This window comes from Pseudomonas sp. CLCA07 (genome assembly GCF_053615335.1).
Genome location: NZ_CM132131.1, coordinates 977,671 through 995,864 on the forward strand (window position 1 = coordinate 977,671; position 18,194 = coordinate 995,864).

Annotated in this window: 11 protein-coding genes; 8 read left to right on the forward strand and 3 right to left on the reverse strand. The window is 59.8% G+C overall.

What is annotated here, in order from left to right; all coding sequences use genetic code 11:
* The first annotated feature begins 152 nt into the window (after positions 1-152).
* Positions 153-611 (forward strand): REP-associated tyrosine transposase, encoded by a 459-nt coding sequence (locus ACWGZX_RS04510; RefSeq protein ID WP_452627450.1) that lies wholly within the window; start codon positions 153-155, stop codon positions 609-611.
* Between the two features lie 51 nt (positions 612-662).
* Here ACWGZX_RS04510 and ACWGZX_RS04515 read toward each other — a convergent pair whose 3' ends face one another.
* Both ACWGZX_RS04515 and ACWGZX_RS04520 read right to left on the reverse strand, forming a co-directional pair.
* Positions 663-2,012 carry an aminotransferase class I/II-fold pyridoxal phosphate-dependent enzyme gene (locus tag ACWGZX_RS04515; RefSeq protein ID WP_452627451.1) on the reverse strand — a complete coding sequence of 450 codons (1,350 nt, stop codon included), beginning with the start codon at positions 2,010-2,012 and terminating at the stop codon, positions 663-665.
* 8 nt (positions 2,013-2,020) lie between these two features.
* Complete coding sequence (locus ACWGZX_RS04520; protein ID WP_452627452.1) at positions 2,021-9,583, reverse strand: SDR family NAD(P)-dependent oxidoreductase; 7,563 nt, start codon at positions 9,581-9,583, stop codon at positions 2,021-2,023.
* Between the two features lie 322 nt (positions 9,584-9,905).
* On the opposite strand from ACWGZX_RS04520, the gene ACWGZX_RS04525 reads away from it, so the two are divergent.
* Positions 9,906-11,471, forward strand: a complete 1,566-nt coding sequence (locus tag ACWGZX_RS04525; protein WP_223511731.1) for a methyl-accepting chemotaxis protein — start codon at positions 9,906-9,908, stop codon at positions 11,469-11,471.
* Between the two features lie 191 nt (positions 11,472-11,662).
* On the opposite strand, the gene ACWGZX_RS04530 is transcribed toward ACWGZX_RS04525, so the two are convergent.
* Positions 11,663-12,340, reverse strand: a complete 678-nt coding sequence (locus ACWGZX_RS04530) for an alpha/beta family hydrolase (RefSeq protein ID WP_452627453.1) — start codon at positions 12,338-12,340, stop codon at positions 11,663-11,665.
* Positions 12,341-12,451: 111 nt separating this feature from the next.
* Between ACWGZX_RS04530 and ccoN (ACWGZX_RS04535) the strand changes: the two genes are divergently transcribed.
* The 6 genes from ccoN (ACWGZX_RS04535) to ccoO (ACWGZX_RS04560) all read left to right on the forward strand — a co-directional run bounded on the left by ccoN (ACWGZX_RS04535) (position 12,452) and on the right by ccoO (ACWGZX_RS04560) (position 18,194).
* A complete protein-coding gene (gene ccoN / locus ACWGZX_RS04535) occupies positions 12,452-13,876 on the forward strand; it encodes a cytochrome-c oxidase, cbb3-type subunit I (protein WP_223511735.1) in 1,425 nt (474 codons plus the stop codon).
* A gap of 10 nt (positions 13,877-13,886) precedes the next feature.
* Complete coding sequence (gene ccoO, locus ACWGZX_RS04540; RefSeq protein WP_223511736.1) at positions 13,887-14,495, forward strand: cytochrome-c oxidase, cbb3-type subunit II; 609 nt, start codon at positions 13,887-13,889, stop codon at positions 14,493-14,495.
* Positions 14,496-14,513: 18 nt separating this feature from the next.
* On the forward strand, positions 14,514-14,711 hold the full coding sequence (locus ACWGZX_RS04545; RefSeq protein ID WP_452628964.1) for a cbb3-type cytochrome oxidase subunit 3: 198 nt from the start codon (positions 14,514-14,516) through the stop codon (positions 14,709-14,711).
* Positions 14,708-15,661, forward strand: coding sequence for a cytochrome-c oxidase, cbb3-type subunit III (ccoP, locus tag ACWGZX_RS04550; RefSeq protein ID WP_452627454.1), 954 nt, complete (start codon positions 14,708-14,710; stop codon positions 15,659-15,661). Before ACWGZX_RS04545 ends, ccoP begins: the two co-directional genes overlap by 4 nt.
* 482 nt (positions 15,662-16,143) lie before the next feature.
* Positions 16,144-17,586, forward strand: a complete 1,443-nt coding sequence (ccoN, locus tag ACWGZX_RS04555) for a cytochrome-c oxidase, cbb3-type subunit I (protein WP_452627455.1) — start codon at positions 16,144-16,146, stop codon at positions 17,584-17,586.
* Positions 17,586-18,194 carry a cytochrome-c oxidase, cbb3-type subunit II gene (gene ccoO, locus ACWGZX_RS04560; protein ID WP_223511739.1) on the forward strand — a complete coding sequence of 203 codons (609 nt, stop codon included), beginning with the start codon at positions 17,586-17,588 and terminating at the stop codon, positions 18,192-18,194. Before ccoN (ACWGZX_RS04555) ends, ccoO (ACWGZX_RS04560) begins: the two co-directional genes overlap by 1 nt.

Genomic DNA, 18,194 nt, shown 5'->3' on the forward strand with positions numbered 1-18,194 from the left:
AGCTCCTACAAAATCGCCGTGCACACCCTCATTTTGTGGACAACACAAACCCCGTAGGCGGCGGCCCGTACACATCCGGTTCCAAACTTTTACGACGTCCAATCGTCTACGTCCTAGCCTTACCCTTTCAACCTATACAGGAGGGCAAAGGATTGCCTACTCGTTCCCACGCCTATCATCTGCGCACCGGTCGCCACTCCCAAACTGGACAAATCTACCTGCTCACTGCCGTGACACACCTGCGTGAACCGGTGTTCAGCGATTGGCGAGCGGGACGTTTGGTGGTGGATCAGTTTCGTCTGGCCATGACAGAAGGACGGGCAGATTCCCTCGCCTGGGTGGTAATGCCTGATCATTTTCACTGGCTGGTCGAACTCCAGAACAGCACGCTGCCGGAGTTGATGCTTGCAACCAAATCTCGTAGCGCGAGAGAGATCAATGCCTACCTGGGTCGCTCAGGCCGATTTTGGCAAAAAGGCTTCCATGATCGCGCCATCCGCCGCGAAGAAAATCTTTTGACGGTGGCCCGTTACATCATCGCCAACCCATTGCGCGCCGACCTGGTCAGGCGCGTTCATGATTATCCGCTGTGGGATGCCTTATGGCTGTAGAGGTTGACTTGCCGGCGAAGGCACGCCGCCTCGATCTTCTGGCCGCGCGTCTTAGAGCTTTCGCAGTTCGTGCGCAACGATGGCGACGGTTTCGGCAATTTGCTCCGAGGTGTGCAGGCATGACACGAAAAAGCGCACTCGCGCCGACTTCTCGGGCACCGCCGGATGCAAGATGGGTTGGGCGTTGATTCCACGACGGGACAACGCGCTGGACAATTGGGTCGCCTTGAGCGAACTGCCGGTAATGACCGGAACTACCGCCAGACCTGTGCTGGTGCCGGTGTCCAGGCCTGCTTCCCTGGCAAGTTCGAGGAATTGCCTGCCACGCGCCTGCAAGGTGGCGACGCGCTCGCCATCTTCTGGCAGGCAACGCAGCGCCGCTAATGCTGCCGCCGCCACCGATGGCGGCATGCCGACACTGTAGAGAAAGCCCGGGGCCAGGAACTTGAGATGTTCCACCAGCGCCGACTCACCGGCGATGTAGCCGCCGCAACTGGCCAGGCTTTTACTCAAGGTGCCCATCCAGATATCCACGTCACTGCCGGCCAGGCCGAAATGCTCACGGATGCCTTTGCCAGTCTGCCCCATGACGCCTAGCGAATGGGCTTCATCGACCATCAGCAATACCTGGTGCTTGTTCCTGAGTTCAACGAAACGAGGCAAATCCGGGAAATCACCATCCATGCTGTAGATGCCTTCAAGCACCACCAACACCCGCTCGAAATGCTGACGTTGATCGCTCAGTACACGATCGACCGCTTCCCAATCGTTATGGGCAAAACTCAGGCGCCGGGCACCGGACAACTGAATGCCCTGCAGCACGCTGTTATGAATCAGCTCATCATGCAGAATCAGATCCCGCGGACCGAACAAGTAGCCAATGGTCGTCACGTTCGTCGCATGGCCACTGACGAAGGTAATGGCGTCGTCCACTTCATAGAGGCGAGCCAGTTCCTGCTCCAGCTCGCGATGAATCGGCCGATCGCCCGACACCGGACGACTGGCCGATACCGACGTTCCATATTGATCAATGGCGGCTTTAGCGGCCTCGGCGACAACCGGGTGTCCTGAGTAGCCCAGGTAGTTATAGCTCGCGAAGTTCACGTAACGGTTACCGTCCATGACGGTTTCGGCTCCCGCCAACCCTTCGTGCAATTTGAAGAACGGATTAGTCAGGCCAAAACGCGCGGCGCCGTCGAGCATAATGCGTAACTGCTGATAGCCGGGGAACTGGTCAAATCGGCAGAATTGCCCGAACCCTTCGCGCGGGGCGCTTTTGAGGCCCTCCAGCGATGGGCTTGGTGCGCCATCGCCGGTCTTGCGCAGACGCCGTTCCAGAGCCTGTTGGATCAGCTTGTCTTTCATCGAAGCGGCAAGCTTGGGCGCGGTTTTATGGGTCATGGTCCGAATCAATTAATCAAGCGTGAAAGTTTGGAATTCTGAGCGTCGAGGCCCGCACTCAACTGCGCGATCTCGTCACGGGAAATGTCGACGCCATGACGTGAAAACGTTTCGCTCGCCAGAGGCTGCAGATTATTTTCGGCATCCGGTTGCACATCGCCTTGCTGATTACCGCGCAGGAGTTCAAGGATTCGAACGGTGATCTTGCCGATGCTCGACGCTTCGCTCAGCTCCATGACCGGCAGACGAACACCAAAGCGCTCCTCGACCGCCACCACCAGCTCGACACTCATCAACGAGTCCAGACCCAACTCTTGAAGCGGTCGGGTGGCGTCCAGTTTACTGGTTGGCAAACGAAGGATTTCGCTGATTTCCTGCTTGAGCATTTCACTGAACAGCTCGATCAGCTCAGGGTCATCCATTTCAGCCAATAGCCGCTGAATATCGTCGGCATCGCTTTCTTCGTCCTGCTCACCACCGTGTAACCTGGCCAGCTCATTGAACTTGGGCGAGCCGGCTGCCGGCAGGAAACGCGACAGCGCCTTCCAGTCCAGCTCCAGCACGCCTAGCCCCGAACGACGCTGCAACAGCAAGCGCTCCAGGGTCTGCAGCGCCGCTTGCGACTGCAAGGCTGCACCGCCCATGCGACTTTGCAGAGCGTCCTTGATGTCCTGATTGCGAGCCAGGAAACCCGCGTCAGCGATGGCACCCCAGAGCACGCTGGTGGCCGGCAACCCCAGCGCCAGGCGATGACGCGCCAGTGCTTCGAGCCAATGGTTGGCGGCAACGTAGTTGGCCTGCCCCGGATTACCGAACAGGGTGGTTGCCGAAGAGAACAGCACGAAGAAGTCCAGTGGCAAACGGGCCGTCAACTCATGCAGGTACTGCGCTCCCTTGGCCTTGGGTTCCAGGACGCGTTGCAGTTGTTCGCGGGTCAAATTGCGGATCAAACCGTCATCGAACACCGTTGCCGCATGCACCACGCCACGTAATGGCTGACCGCTGGCGTCAATGCGCGCCATGACGGACGCCAGTTGCGCGCGGTCGGTGATGTCACAGGCCAGCGCCTGGACCTCGATACCCTGCTCGCGCCACAGCGCCAACAAGGGTTGCGCCTCCTCCGTCGCGGCGCCGCGACGACCTAGCAGGACCAGATGACGAGCGCCTTTTTCCACCAGCCATTGCGCGCTGCGCAGGCCAAAACCGCTGAGACCGCCGGTGACCAGGTAGCTGGCGTTCGCGGCCAGGGTCAACCCCGGTGCTGGCGCGACCGACGTCGCGACAACGCCCTGGATCGGCGTGCGATACGTCACGACAATCTTGCCGATCTGACGTGCCTGCTGCATGTAGCGGAACGCTTCGACCACTTCATTGGCATCGAAAGCGCGGTAAGGCAGCGGGCTCAGAACGCCCTCGCGGAACAGCTCCATCATTTCGCCGAACAGCCGACGGGTCAGCTGCGGGCGTTCGCTCATCAGTTGGTCGGCGTCGATGCCAAAGTAGCTGATGTTATTGCGGAAAGGTCGCAGACCGATTTTGGTGTTCTGGTAGAAGTCGCGCTTGCCCAGTTCGAGGAACCGGCCAAACGGCTTGAGTACCCGCAAATTGCGATTGATCGCCTCGCCCGCCAGCGAGTTGAGTACCACATCCACGCCGCGGCCATCGGTGATGGCCAGGATGTCATCGGCATACGCCAACGAACGCGAGTCAAAGATATGCTCGACGCCCATCAGCCGCAGGAAATCGCGCTTTTCGTCGCTGCCCGCGGTGGCATAGATTTCGGCACCGCACCATTTGGCAATCTGGATCGCGGCAATACCCACGCCGCCCGCTGCGCCGTGAATCAGGATCTTCTCTCCCGGCTCAAGGCGCGCCAAGTGATGCACCGCGTAGTACACAGTGAAGAAGGTACTCGGGATGGTCGCCGCTGCCTCGAAAGACATACCGTCAGGAATGCGTGCCACCGCATTGGCGTTGGTGACCAGACGATTGGCAAAGCTTGACGGACCGAAGCCGACGACTCGGTCGCCCGGCTGGAAATCGCCTTCGACCAGCGCGCCTTTGCCCCGCACCACGCCAGCAAACTCGAAGCCAAGCGTCGGTCCCGAGAAGCCATTTTCGATTGCTTCATCGGACAGCAGGCCCAACGCGTACATGACATCACGGAAGTTAAGGCCAGTCGCCTGAACCTCAATATCCAGTTCGTCGTCAGCCGGCACCCGTGGCGCTCGTGCTTCCCAGCGCAAATGGCGCAACTGCCCCGGCAAATCGAACCCGAGCTTGACCTGCGCCGGTGCCTCCAGCGCGGCATCAGGCGCCAACTCATCGGGCTGGATTCGCAGCCGTGCGACATAGCGATCGCCTGCCGCACTGATCGCCAGCTCGGTTTCTTCATCAGCGTTGAGCAGTGCCTGAGCCAGATGTTCGACACCGGCCCCCATCGCCAGATCGAGTAGACGGACACGACAGCCGACAGCTTCGTTGCTCAGGGTCCGACCGAAGCCCCACAAGGCTGCGTCGGCGATGTCCGGCACAGTCGTTTCCGGCCGGGCGCCTTGCGGCAGCAGATGAACAGCGGCGCCGAAGGTCAGCAACCAGCAATCGGCGGCGATGCCGGCCGACTCACAAGCCTGAGTGATGGCTGCGGCGAGCATGCACCGATCCGCCTGCGCATCCAGCCCTTGGGTGGCGAACACACCAGCGAGCATCACAATGTGCTGAGGCGCCGCGGCCTCTTCAATCAACTGTTGCGCCAGAACCACTGCCGAGCCCGGTGCGAGCAGTGCAGCGTCCTGACCTTGCTCGCGCAAGACCAATGCCAGTGCCTGGGCAAATGGGCCTTCAGGCCCTTGCTCGTCGGCGACCAGCAACCAGCGATGACGCGGATACTCGGGAGCAACCGCGAGGGTCTTCACCTCATCTTTGGCGGCCACCAATAGATAGCTGCCGGATGCCGAATCCGGAATAAACTCCAGCGGCCCGGATACCGTCAGGCCATGGCGCCGCAGTTCCTGCTGCCAGAAGCCCGGCGTCTGTTGCACCGATAGCGCCTGCTGCCCCTGGCGGGCCAGCCACCAGGAAGGTTCGGCGCCGAAGGTGAAGTCAGCCCAACGTGCAGGATGTTGCGCGAGCAGCAACACTTCGCCATTGGCACACAACCTTGCGGCACCCTGTTGCAGGCCTTGACTGAGTGCTTCCAGCGGTGCCAGATCAGTGGCGACGAGGACCAGATCGAAACAGTTCGCCGGCACCCGGTCGATTTTTTCCGCATCTTCCAGGTTCAGCACCTGGAGATCCGGGAAGTCAGCCTGGAGCATCGACGACGCTTCAATGTTCTGCGCCACGTACTGATAATCGACCCGATCAAAATCCAGCCCGACACACAGATCAGCCGCCAAAGGCGCGCCCTCGAAGCCAAGCTCGAGAATACGCAAGCGCTGCCCGTCAGGCAGAGCGCTCAAGCGTTGCGCAATGTGCTCTCGCAGACCGCCCAGCAATGCGTAGTGGCCGCAAGCTCCGAGCACCAGGCGGGTCAATACGGCGGGCGTGGTTTCCCTCGGCAAAAGTTGCGCAAGACTCATCTGCCCGCTGATCAGCTCCAGCAGGTGCATGCCGATGCGGCCAACCGAATGAATGATCTGGAAGTGCTCGGGATAACTGCGGAACAGTTCCTGCCAGATGTCCTGTGCACTCGAGCGTTCACCCTGGTCGGCCAGCTGCCAGGCGTCGTTGCCGACCGTGACCAGGCTGCCATCCTCTATGGCTTGATCCAACAAATGGTCAAGATAACTGCCAGATTCCCAAGTGGTGTACTGCTGCCGCGTCAGTTGACCGCCGAGTTTCTCGACGGCTTCAAGCAGGAAGCTGCCGCACAGGCCATCGAGCAACGGGTCGATTTCATTGGCATACCGGGCCAATCCGTGATCACCCGCGAGAGTGCCGAGGTGCTGTTGCAGCTTCACCTGCAGCTGTGAACTGGCCATTGGCATGGCACGCTCATTGGCGGGATAGGGTTTGGCAACCCCGACAAAATCCGCCAGCTTGATGTCGCCACTGCGATCCTTGTGCAGTCGTACTCCACGAAAACGCGCGTCCTTGATGCAGATGACGGCACGGCCTTGGGCATCGAACAGCGTGAAATCCGCCAGCAACGAATGCTCTGAGCGTTTCACCAGGGTGACCTGGGCCAGGCAAGGCGCAAGACTGCCGGCAGCAAAGCAGATGCGCCCCAGTTTCACCGGGATAAAGGCCAGGTCTTTGCGGCACCCGGCATCCTGGCTCAACAGTTGGGTGATCAATTGGAAAGCACCGTCCAGCAACGCCGGGTGCAGATTCAGAGTGTTCAGTTCGGCCTCGATCAGCGCCGGGACCGTCAAGCGCGCCAATACCTGGTTGCCCTCGATCCAGCCGGCCTCGACCACTTGATAAGCCGGACCATAATTCAGGCCGACGGCCCGAGTCAGCGCCAAGTGCCCGGACGCGTTGAAATCCGGCGCGCGCGTCGGCAAGGCCGGGGCAGCGCAGGCCAGCATGCCGCCGCGTGCTTCACCCGGAAGCCTGGCAACCACATGCTGCGCCCATGGCTCAGCCTGGGCGGTGGTGCGCGACACGATGGAAACCGTTCCGTCACTGCTGTCGATGGTTACGCGGACTTTTTTGCTGAAATCCGGATGCAGCAAGAGTGGGCTGTGAATTTCCAGCTCTTCGATTTCAACAAACTCGCCGGGTTGATATTGCAATGCCGCTGCCAGCGCGAGCTCGGTGAAACCCGCCCCCGGGAACAACACCGAGTCACCCACCTTGTGGTCTCCAAGCGAGGGGAACAGTTGCGTATCCAGACGGTTGTCCCAGGTGAACTCGTGCTCGGGCAGCGGGTAACCCAACAGCGGGTGGACGCGTTCACGGTGCAGGTTGCCGTTTGACTCGGGCGAATCGGCAAGCCAGTGACGTTCGCGCTGCCAGGCGTAATTGGGCAGTTGCACGAAACGCCCGACCTCGGGAAACACGCATTGCAGATTGATGTCGACACCGGCGATCAGCACTTTCGCCAACGTGCGATCAATCAACTGTGAGGTTTGCTCACCGCGCAGCACCGTCGGGATCACGACACCGTCCAACTCCTGACTGCTCAGTGCGTCGGCCACATAGGCGCGCAAGATCGGATGGGGTCCGACCTCCACGAAGACGTTGTAGCCCTGCTCGACGAGGGCCTCACTAGCAGACTTGAACAGCACCGGATAACGAATGTTTTTCCACCAGTATTCGGCGTCCAGATATTCGCCAGCCAACAGGTCGCCGGTCACGGTCGAATACATTGGAATACGGGCAGGCCCCGGGACGATGCTGCTCAAGGCTTCGACCACCTGATCGGCAATCACATCCATCGCCGGCGAGTGGAACGCGTAATCGAGTCCCAGGCGACGAGCAAAAACCTGACGCTCGGTCAGTGCATTCTCCAGGCGCTCCAATGCAGCCGGCAGACCGGCGACAGTCGCCCCTTTGAAACTGTTGTCGCCAGCGACCACCAGCTCGTTGTCCAGACAAAGCGTCTGCAACAGGCTCGCGGTCTCTGCACCCGACAAGCCGACCGCCGACATATTGCCGCAGCCCTTGGTCAAGCCTTGCAGGCGACTGCGATGGTAGATCACGGCGGTGGCGTCGCTCAGCGTCAGCGCCCCGCACGCCCAGGCGGCAGCGACTTCACCCACGCTGTGGCCAATGACGGCCACCGGCACGACGCCTTTTTCGGCCAGCATGCGGGTAACCCCCACCTGCAAGGCAAACAGCGCTGGCTGTGCAAATTCAGTCAGCTGATAACGGTCTTCGCCCAGCTCGCCCGCCAGTTCGGCGATCAACGAATAACCGGCCAGCGGTTGGAAAATCGCGTCCAGTTCGGCAACTGCCTGATGGAACAGCGGGTCGGCCAGCAATGACTTGCCCATGCCCTGCCACTGCGACCCATTACCGGAGAAAACGAACACAGGTCCTTTGGCCTGATCCAGGGCGCGACCACTTTCCAGCACCGTCGACAACGCCGGAACACCGGGTTCCGTGGCGAAATCCAGGAGTGCCTGAGCGCTGTCCTGAGCCTGCGCACCGAACACCACAACCCTTTGCGGGTGCAGTTCGCGGCGCACCAGTGACTGATAGGCAACATCATAAAGGCTTGCCGCGTCCGGCACGGACATGAACTGCGCGAGCTGTTCACACTGGGCCGCCAGGGCGGTGCTGTCCTTGGCAGAAACCACCAGCGGCACGAAGTGTTGCGTTGGGCTCGGGGCTTGCGTTGCCTGCGGCGGGCTTTCCAGAATCACGTGGGCGTTGGCCCCACCGAAACCGAAGGAGTTAACCCCGACCACCAGTTTTCCACTGGATTTGAGGGCCAGGGTTTCGGTGACCACACTCAGGTTGAGATCGGCGAAAGGAATATTCGGATTGAGCTTCTTGATGCCAATGGTTGCCGGCACCTCGCGTTCGATCACACAGTACAGCGCTTTCATCAGGCCGGCGACACCGGAGGCAGCCTCAAGGTGGCCGATGTTGCTTTTGATCGAGCCGATCAGAAGTGGCTGATCCGCCGGGCGTTGCTGACCCAGCGCCTCACCGATGGCCTGGCTCTCGATTGGGTCGCCGACTGGCGTACCCGTGCCGTGAGCCTCCAGGTAATCGATATCTGCCGCATTAATGCCCGCGGTGTCGTAGGCCTGTTTCATCAGGGCAATCTGCGCATCTGCACTCGGCAGGGTTAGCGTCGATTTGCGCCCATCGGTATTGGCCGCACTGCCGGCAACGACCGCGAGGATCTGGTTGCCATCCTCGATCGCTTTGTCGTAATCCTTCAGATAGAACAGTCCACCGCCCTCGGAGCGGACATAGCCGTCCGCAGACTCATCGAACACATGGCATTGCCCGGTGCGCGACAGCATTGAAGCCTTGGAAAAGATCAGGAAGCCAAAAGGATGCAGGTGCAGGCTGACCCCACCGGTAATCGCCTGTTCGATTTCACCGCTCTGAATGGCCTGGCAAGCCTGGTGAAAAGCGATCAGGGAAGAAGAGCACGCCGTGTCGATGGCCATGCTCGGACCTTGCAGGTCATAGAAAAAAGACAACCGGTTGGCCGCGATGCTGTTGGTATTGCCGGTGGCGGTGGCGGCGTCGATCATCGACAGGTCATGGGCCAGACGGTAGCCGTAGTCGACACTGGCAATGCCCAGGTAAACACCGCAATTGCTACCACGCAGGCTCGACGGCTTGACACCGGCGTTCTCGAACACTTCCCAGCCAAGCTCCAGCAACAAACGCTGCTGAGGGTCCATGACCGTCGCTTCACGAGGAGAAATATTGAAGAATCCGGCGTCGAAGGTCGAAATATCGCCCAGGGTTCCGGAAGCAAAGGTGTAGGACGTTGCAGGGTTTGCTTTGTCCGGGTGCAGGAATTCGTCTTTAGACCAGCGAGAAGAATCCACCTGGGTAATAAAGCTCTGCCTATCTAGCAGGTGCGGCCAAAAAGTTGCAGAAGTAGAGCCTGGAAACCGGAGAGACGTCCCTATGATTGCAACTTTTTTACGCATTGAAGCTAATCCTTTAATCCCCAGCCCTTTTCCAAGCTGAACAACAATCAAATTCTATTAATGTAAATGCTGGAAATCCGGCTACACCTTGAGTGCTATGTACTGATCCAACCGCGAATGTAGGAAATTTCCTACACAAAAGTGCCACGAATCATACGCATGCATCGCCTCAAGGGAAACCTGAAAGCTCAATTTCCGGACAGATCGACCTTCACCCACACTGCGAAATTACGACAACGGATGTCAGATACTGCAAAAAAAATGCTCATCAAATTCGCGACGCGGCCGACAACGCTTAAAAGCCTTGCGGATTGAAATAGCCATGCGTAACAACCAGCCCATAACCCAACGCGAACGAACCTTCCCGGCTCAGCAACGGTTGATTTCCACCACCGATGCCAAGGGCGTGATCACCTACTGCAACGACGCGTTCGTCGAGATCAGCGGGTTTTCTCGAGAGGAGCTGATCCGTGCACCGCACAACCTGGTCCGCCACCCCGACGTTCCTGCGGCGGTGTTCGCGCACATGTGGGGCATGCTGAAACAAGGCTTGCCATGGATGGGCATCGTCAAGAATCGTTGCAAGAACGGTGATCACTATTGGGTGAACGCCTACGTGACACCGGTTTTCGATGGCAACCAGGTGACCGGTTACGAGTCGGTGCGGATCAAACCCACCGCCGAACAGATCCAGCGTGCCGAAGCACTCTACCAACGCATTAACCAGGGCAAGTCCGCCATTCCATCGACTGATAAATGGCTACCGGTGCTTCAGGATTGGCTGCCGTTCATTCTGGTCAGCCAGGTGAGCTTCATGATCGGTGCCTCGCTGTCGTCCCAATGGGGCTTTGCCCTGGCCGCCGGTCTGTCGGTGCCGTTGGGCCTGATAGGCTTGAGCTGGCAACAGCGTGGACTCAAGCGCCTGCTGCGCCTGGCCGAACAGACCACGTCCGACCCGCTGATCGCGCAGATGTACACCGACAGCCGTGGCGCTCAGGCGCAACTGGAAATGTCGATCCTCAGCCAGGAAGCCCGCCTGAAAACCTGCCTGACCCGTCTGCAGGACACCGCCGAGCACCTGACCGAGCAAGCGAAGCAGTCCGACGCCCTGGCGCACAACAGCTCCAGCGGCCTGGAACGTCAGCGCGTCGAAACCGAACAAGTGGCCACCGCCGTCAACCAGATGGCCGCTACCACTCAGGAAGTCGCCAGCCACGTACAGCGCACCGCCGACGCCACCCAAGAAGCCAATCGCCTGACCGGTCGCGGCCGCGACATCGCAGGGGAAACCCGCGAAGCCATTCAGCGCCTGTCGGTGGTGGTGGGTGAAACCGGCCTGACCGTGACCCAACTGGCCAAGGACAGCGACGAAATCGGCGGCGTGGTCGATGTAATCAAAGGCATCGCCGACCAGACCAACCTGCTGGCCTTGAACGCCGCCATCGAAGCGGCCCGCGCCGGTGAGATGGGCCGTGGTTTTGCGGTGGTCGCGGACGAAGTTCGCCAACTGGCGCAACGCACCAGCGAATCCACCGGGCAGATCCACGCCCTGATCGCCAAGTTGCAGCAAACGGCGAGTACGGCGGTGCAAACCATGGAAGCCGGGCATCGTCAGGCCGAAGAAGGCGTGGCGCGAGTGCTGGAAGCGGATCAGGCACTGGTTGGCATCAGCGAAGCGGTGGCCAACATCACCGACATGACCACTCAGATCGCGGCGGCGACTGAAGAGCAAAGTGCGGTGGCCGAGGAAATCAGCCGCAACATCAGCAACATTTCGCACTTGGCGGATCAGACATCGGAACAGGCTCAACACTCGGCGTTGTTGAGTGAAGAGCTGACCAAAACCGCGAATACCCAGTATTCGTTGGTGGAGCGGTTTAACCGCTGATTGTTGCTGGATAGAAAAAACCCGGACAGTGAAAGCTTCCGGGTTTTTTGTTGCCAATCTGAAAGTTATGTCGCCTTTCAGGGCCTCTTCGCGGGCAAGCCCGCTCCTACAGTGGAATGTGTAACCCCTGTAGGAGCGGGCTTGCTCCGGGCGGCGTTCCGACGAAGAGGCCGGGACTGTTGGCGAGAATCTCACTGAAGAAACGAGGCAACCTTCCGCGCCGCAGCCGCCAAATGCTGCTCATGCGTAAACCCCGAAACCTTCAACGGCTTCAAGTCATGATCCCCCGCCGCCAGCCAGAACACCTCGATCCCCGGTGCCAATGTGTAAGCCTCCACCGCCTCACGGTTGCCTAGCGCATCGCGCTCACCCTGCACAATCAACGTCCGCGTCTTCAACCCGGCCAAATGCTCAACCCGCGGCTTCTCCGGCTTGCCCACCGCATAAAACGGATACCCCAGGCACACCAACGCATCCGCCCCCAGTTCATCTGCGAGCAAACTCGCCATACGCCCGCCCATGGACTTGCCGCCAATGGCCAGAGGCCCAGTGACATGGCGTCGCACCTGGGCATACACCTCACGCCAGCATTCCAGCAGTTTCGGGGCTGGATTGGGGGGGCGTTTACCCCCATCAATGCGCCGTTGCGCCATGTACGGAAACTCGAAGCGCACCACGTTGACGCCTTGATCGGCAAGGCGTGCAGCCATGTCGTTCATCCAGCCACTGTCCATCGGCGCGCCGGCACCGTGGGCGAGGATCAGTGTCGCCGATGCCGGCGCTACAGCTGCATTCCACAACCATCCGTGATCCCGCACGCACCGCGCCCATTGATCCCCGTCAATACTGGCCATGTGCTGTTTGTCCATGCTTGCCTCGCTTTTAGTCTGCCTATAACTCCAGGCGAAGGGAGCGTCTGCCTTGCGCGGCTTACTCGCGAAGACGGGCCTTCACTTCGGCTGAACCGTGGATGGGGAACCATGAACACTTCTATCAGTACCGCCTACAACTACAAGGTGGTCCGCCAATTCGCCATTATGACGGTGGTGTGGGGCATCGTCGGTATGGGGCTCGGGGTTTTTCTCGCGGCCCAATTGGTCTGGCCCGAACTCAACTTCAATTTGCCGTGGACCAGTTTCGGGCGATTGCGCCCCCTGCACACCAACGCCGTGATCTTCGCGTTCGGCGGTTGCGCCTTGTTTGCCAGTTCGTTCTATTCGGTGCAACGCACCTGTCAGACCCAGCTGTTTGCGCCGAAAATCGCCGCGTTCTGCTTCTGGGGCTGGCAACTGGTGATCCTGTTGGCGGCCATCACCTTGCCCCTGGGTTACACCAGTTCCAAGGAATACGCCGAGCTGGAATGGCCGATAGACATTCTGATCACCATCGTCTGGGTCGCCTACGCCATCGTGTTCTTCGGCACACTGGCCAAGCGCAAGACCAAGCACATCTATGTCGGTAACTGGTTCTTCGGTGCGTTCATCGTCACCGTGGCGATTCTGCACATCGTCAACAACATTGAGCTGCCAGTGAGTTTCACCAAGTCCTACTCGGTGTATGCCGGTGCAACCGATGCCATGGTGCAGTGGTGGTACGGCCACAACGCCGTGGGCTTTTTCCTCACCGCCGGTTTCCTCGGGATGATGTACTACTTCGTGCCGAAGCAGGCCGAGCGGCCGGTGTATTCCTATCGCCTGTCCATCGTGCACTTCTGGGCGCTGATCACCCTGTACATCTGGGCCGGCCCGCACCATTTGCACTACACCGCGCTGCCGGACTGGGCACAGTCGCTGGGCATGGTGATGTCCTTGATCCTGTTGGCACCCAGCTGGGGCGGGATGATCAACGGGATGATGACGCTCTCGGGCGCCTGGCATAAGTTGCGCAGCGACCCGATCCTGCGCTTCCTCGTGGTGTCGCTGGCGTTCTACGGCATGTCGACCTTCGAAGGGCCAATGATGGCGATCAAGACGGTCAATGCCCTCTCCCACTACACCGATTGGACCATCGGCCACGTTCACGCCGGGGCACTCGGCTGGGTGGCGATGATTTCCATCGGCGCGTTGTACCACATGATTCCGAAAGTCTTTGGCCGCGAGCAGATGTTCAGCGTCGGCCTGATCAACGCGCACTTCTGGCTCGCGACCATCGGCACCGTGCTGTACATCGCGTCAATGTGGGTCAACGGCATCGCCCAGGGCCTGATGTGGCGCGCAGTCAACGCAGACGGCACGCTGACCTACTCCTTCGTCGAAACCCTGGTGGCCAGTCACCCAGGCTTCATCGTGCGGCTGGTGGGCGGGGCGATCTTCCTCAGCGGCATGTTCCTGATGGCTTACAACACCTGGCGCACCGTGCAGGCCTCGCAGCCTGCCGACGTCGCCGCTGCCGCGCAGATGGCTTGAGGAGTCCGCCATGAAACACGAAACAATCGAAAAAAACGTCGGCCTGCTGCTGTTGCTGATGGTACTGGCGGTGAGCATCGGTGGTCTGACCCAGATCGTCCCGCTGTTCTTCCAGGACGTGACCAACAAACCGGTGGAAGGCATGAAGCCCTACACCGCCCTGCAACTGGAAGGTCGCGATATCTACATCCGCGAAGGTTGCGTCGGTTGCCACTCGCAAATGATTCGCCCATTCCGTGCCGAGACAGAACGCTACGGCCACTACTCGGTCGCCGGGGAAAGCGTCTGGGATCACCCGTTCCTGTGGGGCTCCAAGCGCACTGGGCCGGACCTGGCACGGGTCGGCGGTCGCTACTCGGAAGACTGGCATCGCGCGCACTTGTACAACCCGCGCAACGTGGTGCCGGAATCGAAAATGCCCGCCTATCCATGGCTGGTGGCCAATCAACTCGACAGTAGCCACACCGAAACCAAGATCCGCGCCATGCGCACCCTCGGCGTGCCGTACACCGAGGACGACATCGCTGGCGCAGTCGCCTCGCTCAAGGGCAAGACCGAAATGGACGCTTTGGTTGCCTACCTCCAAGTGCTCGGCACTGCCATCAAGAGCAAGAGGTGAAGCATGCCCATGTCTTTTATAGCGAGCGAAATGAGCACTGGAATGATCCGAGGCTTAGGCACGGTCGTGGTGTTTGTGGCCTTCGTCGGCCTGACGCTGTGGGTGTTCAACAGCAAGCGCACTTCAGAATTCGCCGAAGCGCGCCTGCTGCCGTTCGCCGATGAGCCACAACCCGACACCACCCAAAAACCAGCAACAAGGAGTACCCGGCCATGACCACCTTCTGGAGTACGTGGATCTGCGTACTGACCATCGGCAGCCTGATCGGCCTGACCTGGCTGCTGATCGCCACCCGCAAGGGCGAAACCAAGGGTAGCGTCGACCAGACCATGGGCCACAGCTTCGACGGCATCGAGGAATACGACAACCCGCTGCCGCGGTGGTGGTTCATGCTGTTTGTCGGCACGCTGGTGTTTGGCGTGGGTTATCTGATCCTTTATCCGGGCCTGGGCAACTGGAAAGGCATTTTGCCGGGCTATGAAAACGGCTGGACCGGCGTGCATGAGTGGGAAAAGGAAATGGATATGGCCGACTTCAAGTTCGGTCCGATCTTCGCCAAATTCGCCGCCATGCCGGTAGAAGAAGTGGCCAAGGACCCGCAAGCGCTGAAAATGGGAGGCCGCCTGTTTGCGTCCAACTGCTCGGTCTGCCACGGCTCGGATGCCAAGGGCGCGTTTGGCTTCCCGAACCTGACAGACAGCGATTGGCGCTGGGGCGGCGACGCCCAAATGATCAAAACCACGATCATGGGCGGTCGCATGGCGGCGATGCCGGCCTGGGGTGAAATCCTCGGAGAGGCCGGCGTGAAAAATGTCGCTGCGTACGTACGACATGACCTGGCTGGCCTGCCGTTGCCTGCCGACAGCGGCGCCGACCTGCAAGCCGGACAGCAACTGTTCAGCACCACCTGTGTCGCCTGTCATGGGGCAAACGGCCAGGGGACTGAAGCCATGGGCGCGCCGAATCTGACGCACCCGGCCGGCTTTATTTACGGTACGAGCCTGACGCAATTGGAGCAGACCATTCGCCATGGTCGCCAGGGTCATATGCCGGCACAGAACGAATTGCTCGGCAACGACAAAGTGCAACTGCTGGCCGCTTACGTGTACAGCCTGTCCCACGGTGCCGGCACCGAGCGTTTGCAGGCTGAAGGCAAAACCAAATAATTCTCGACCGCTCTGCTGCCGCATTCTCCCGGATGCGGCAGTTCCCTGCTTCTTTGCGACCCATTGTCGCACCCTCCCCTTGCTCTTTCTTTCGGTTCACCAGATTCGGGTCTAAGCTTCCTCCGTGCGGACTGGCATGAGCCGGTTCCGGGTCGTTTTTAGCCGATGTGTTCGACGATTCTGTTCGATGACAACCCGCAAAGGCTGGTAGATACCGGCTGTCGCGCCAATTGCCGTCGGTCACTCGATCGTTGCGTTTGAACACGTCCCGTTACAACTGACCGGACCCCCTTACCATTTTCGTCCGCGGCGACATTTTTCCCTTGGGCGATTTTGTCCCTACGCGGCGCATGGAAAGGCCGCAGAATCAGCTTTAGAAAGCTTTGACCGGGGTCATGGCGCGTTGCAATGACCCCCTGCTTTCTCCATACTTGCGGCCGATTTTTACTCCTAATAAAACACCCAAACCGTGGAACCTTAGAATGAGCACAGCAATCAGTCCGACTGCTTATAACTATAAGGTAGTCCGCCAGTTCGCCATCATGACGGTGGTCTGGGGGATCCTTGGCATGGGGCTCGGTGTCTTCATCGCCTCACAGCTTGTATGGCCGGAATTGAACTTCGGTCTGCCGTGGACGACTTTTGGACGCTTACGCCCGTTGCACACCAACCTGGTGATTTTCGCCTTCGGTGGTTGTGCACTGTTTGCCACTTCTTATTATGTCGTGCAGCGAACCTGCCAAACGCGACTGATTTCCGACAGCCTCGCGGCCTTCCACTTCTGGGGATGGCAAGCGGTGATCGTCGGTGCCGGCATTACTTTGCCGCTGGGCTACACCACCAGCAAGGAATACGCGGAGCTGGAATGGCCTCTCGCTATTCTGCTGGCCATCGTCTGGATCGTTTACGCACTGGTGTTCTTCGGCACTATCGTCAAGCGCAAGACCAAGCACATCTATGTCGGTAACTGGTTCTACGGCGCCTTCATCGTCGTGACTGCGATGCTGCACATCGTCAACCACATGTCGCTGCCGGTCAGCCTGTTCAAGTCCTATTCGGCTTACGCCGGTGCGACTGACGCAATGATCCAGTGGTGGTACGGCCACAACGCGGTCGGTTTCTTCCTGACCACCGGCTTCCTGGGGATGATGTACTACTTCGTTCCGAAACAGGCCGAGCGTCCGATCTACTCCTATCGTCTGTCTATCGTGCACTTCTGGGCGCTGATCACCCTGTACATCTGGGCCGGTCCGCACCACCTGCACTACACCGCTCTGCCGGATTGGGCTCAGTCGCTGGGCATGGCAATGTCGATCATTCTGCTGGCACCAAGCTGGGGCGGCATGATCAACGGCATGATGACCCTCTCGGGCGCCTGGCATAAGCTGCGCACCGACCCGATCCTGCGCTTCCTGGTCGTGTCGCTGGCGTTCTACGGCATGTCGACCTTCGAAGGCCCGATGATGGCCATCAAGACCGTCAACGCGCTGTCTCACTACACCGACTGGACCATCGGCCACGTACACGCCGGCGCCTTGGGCTGGGTAGCGATGATCTCGATCGGCGCGGTTTACCACATGATCCCGAAACTGTTCGGTCGCCCGCAGATGTACAGCGTCGGCCTGATCAACGCGCACTTCTGGCTCGCAACCATCGGCACCGTTCTGTACATCGCTTCGATGTGGGTCAACGGCATCACCCAGGGTCTGATGTGGCGTGCAATCAACGATGACGGCACCCTCACCTACTCGTTCGTCGAAGCGCTGCAAGCCAGCCACCCTGGTTTCATCGTTCGCGCCCTGGGCGGTGCGTTCTTTGCCAGCGGCATGCTGTTCATGGCCTACAACGTATGGCGTACCGTACGCGCCTCGAACCCGGCAGAAGCCAAAGCCGCCGAACAGATCGCTGTAGTTGGAGCTCACTGATGAAGCATGAAGCAGTCGAGAAGAATATTGGCCTGCTGGCCTTCTTCATGGTTATCGCCGTCAGCATCGGCGGCCTGACCCAGATCGTTCCGCTGTTTTTCCAGGACGTCACCAACAAGCCGGTCGAAGGCATGAAGCCGCGCCCCGCCCTTGAACTGGAAGGCCGCGATATCTACATCGCCAACGGCTGTGTCGGCTGCCACTCGCAGATGATCCGCCCGTTCCGCGCTGAAACCGAACGTTACGGCCACTACTCGGTCGCCGGTGAAAGCGTCTGGGATCACCCGTTCCTGTGGGGTTCCAAGCGTACCGGTCCGGACCTGGCCCGTGTCGGCGGTCGTTACTCTGATGACTGGCAGCGTGCGCATTTGTACAACCCGCGTAACGTGGTGCCTGAGTCGGTCATGCCGGCTTACCCGTTCCTCGTGGAAAACAAGCTCGACGGCAAAGACACCGCCAAGAAAATGGAAGTTTTGCGCGCGCTCGGCGTCCCTTACACCGACGAAGACATCGCCGGTGCCAAGGATGCTGTGAAGGGCAAAACCGAAATGGACGCGCTGGTGGCCTATCTGCAAGGCCTGGGCACCATCATCAAAAGCAAACGGTGA

Excerpts from the sequence above, each read along its gene's own strand:
- ACWGZX_RS04525 (WP_223511731.1), top strand. The coding sequence starts at position 9,906 with ATGCGTAACAACCAGCCCATAACCCAACGCGAACGAACCTTCCCGGCT.
- ccoN (WP_223511735.1), top strand. The coding sequence starts at position 12,452 with ATGAACACTTCTATCAGTACCGCCTACAACTACAAGGTGGTCCGCCAA.
- ACWGZX_RS04530 (WP_452627453.1), bottom strand. The coding sequence starts at position 12,340 with ATGGACAAACAGCACATGGCCAGTATTGACGGGGATCAATGGGCGCGG.
- ACWGZX_RS04515 (WP_452627451.1), bottom strand. The coding sequence starts at position 2,012 with ATGACCCATAAAACCGCGCCCAAGCTTGCCGCTTCGATGAAAGACAAG.
- ACWGZX_RS04520 (WP_452627452.1), bottom strand. The coding sequence starts at position 9,583 with ATGCGTAAAAAAGTTGCAATCATAGGGACGTCTCTCCGGTTTCCAGGC.
- ccoO (WP_223511739.1), top strand. The coding sequence starts at position 17,586 with ATGAAGCATGAAGCAGTCGAGAAGAATATTGGCCTGCTGGCCTTCTTC.
- ccoN (WP_452627455.1), top strand. The coding sequence starts at position 16,144 with ATGAGCACAGCAATCAGTCCGACTGCTTATAACTATAAGGTAGTCCGC.
- ccoO (WP_223511736.1), top strand. The coding sequence starts at position 13,887 with ATGAAACACGAAACAATCGAAAAAAACGTCGGCCTGCTGCTGTTGCTG.
- ccoP (WP_452627454.1), top strand. The coding sequence starts at position 14,708 with ATGACCACCTTCTGGAGTACGTGGATCTGCGTACTGACCATCGGCAGC.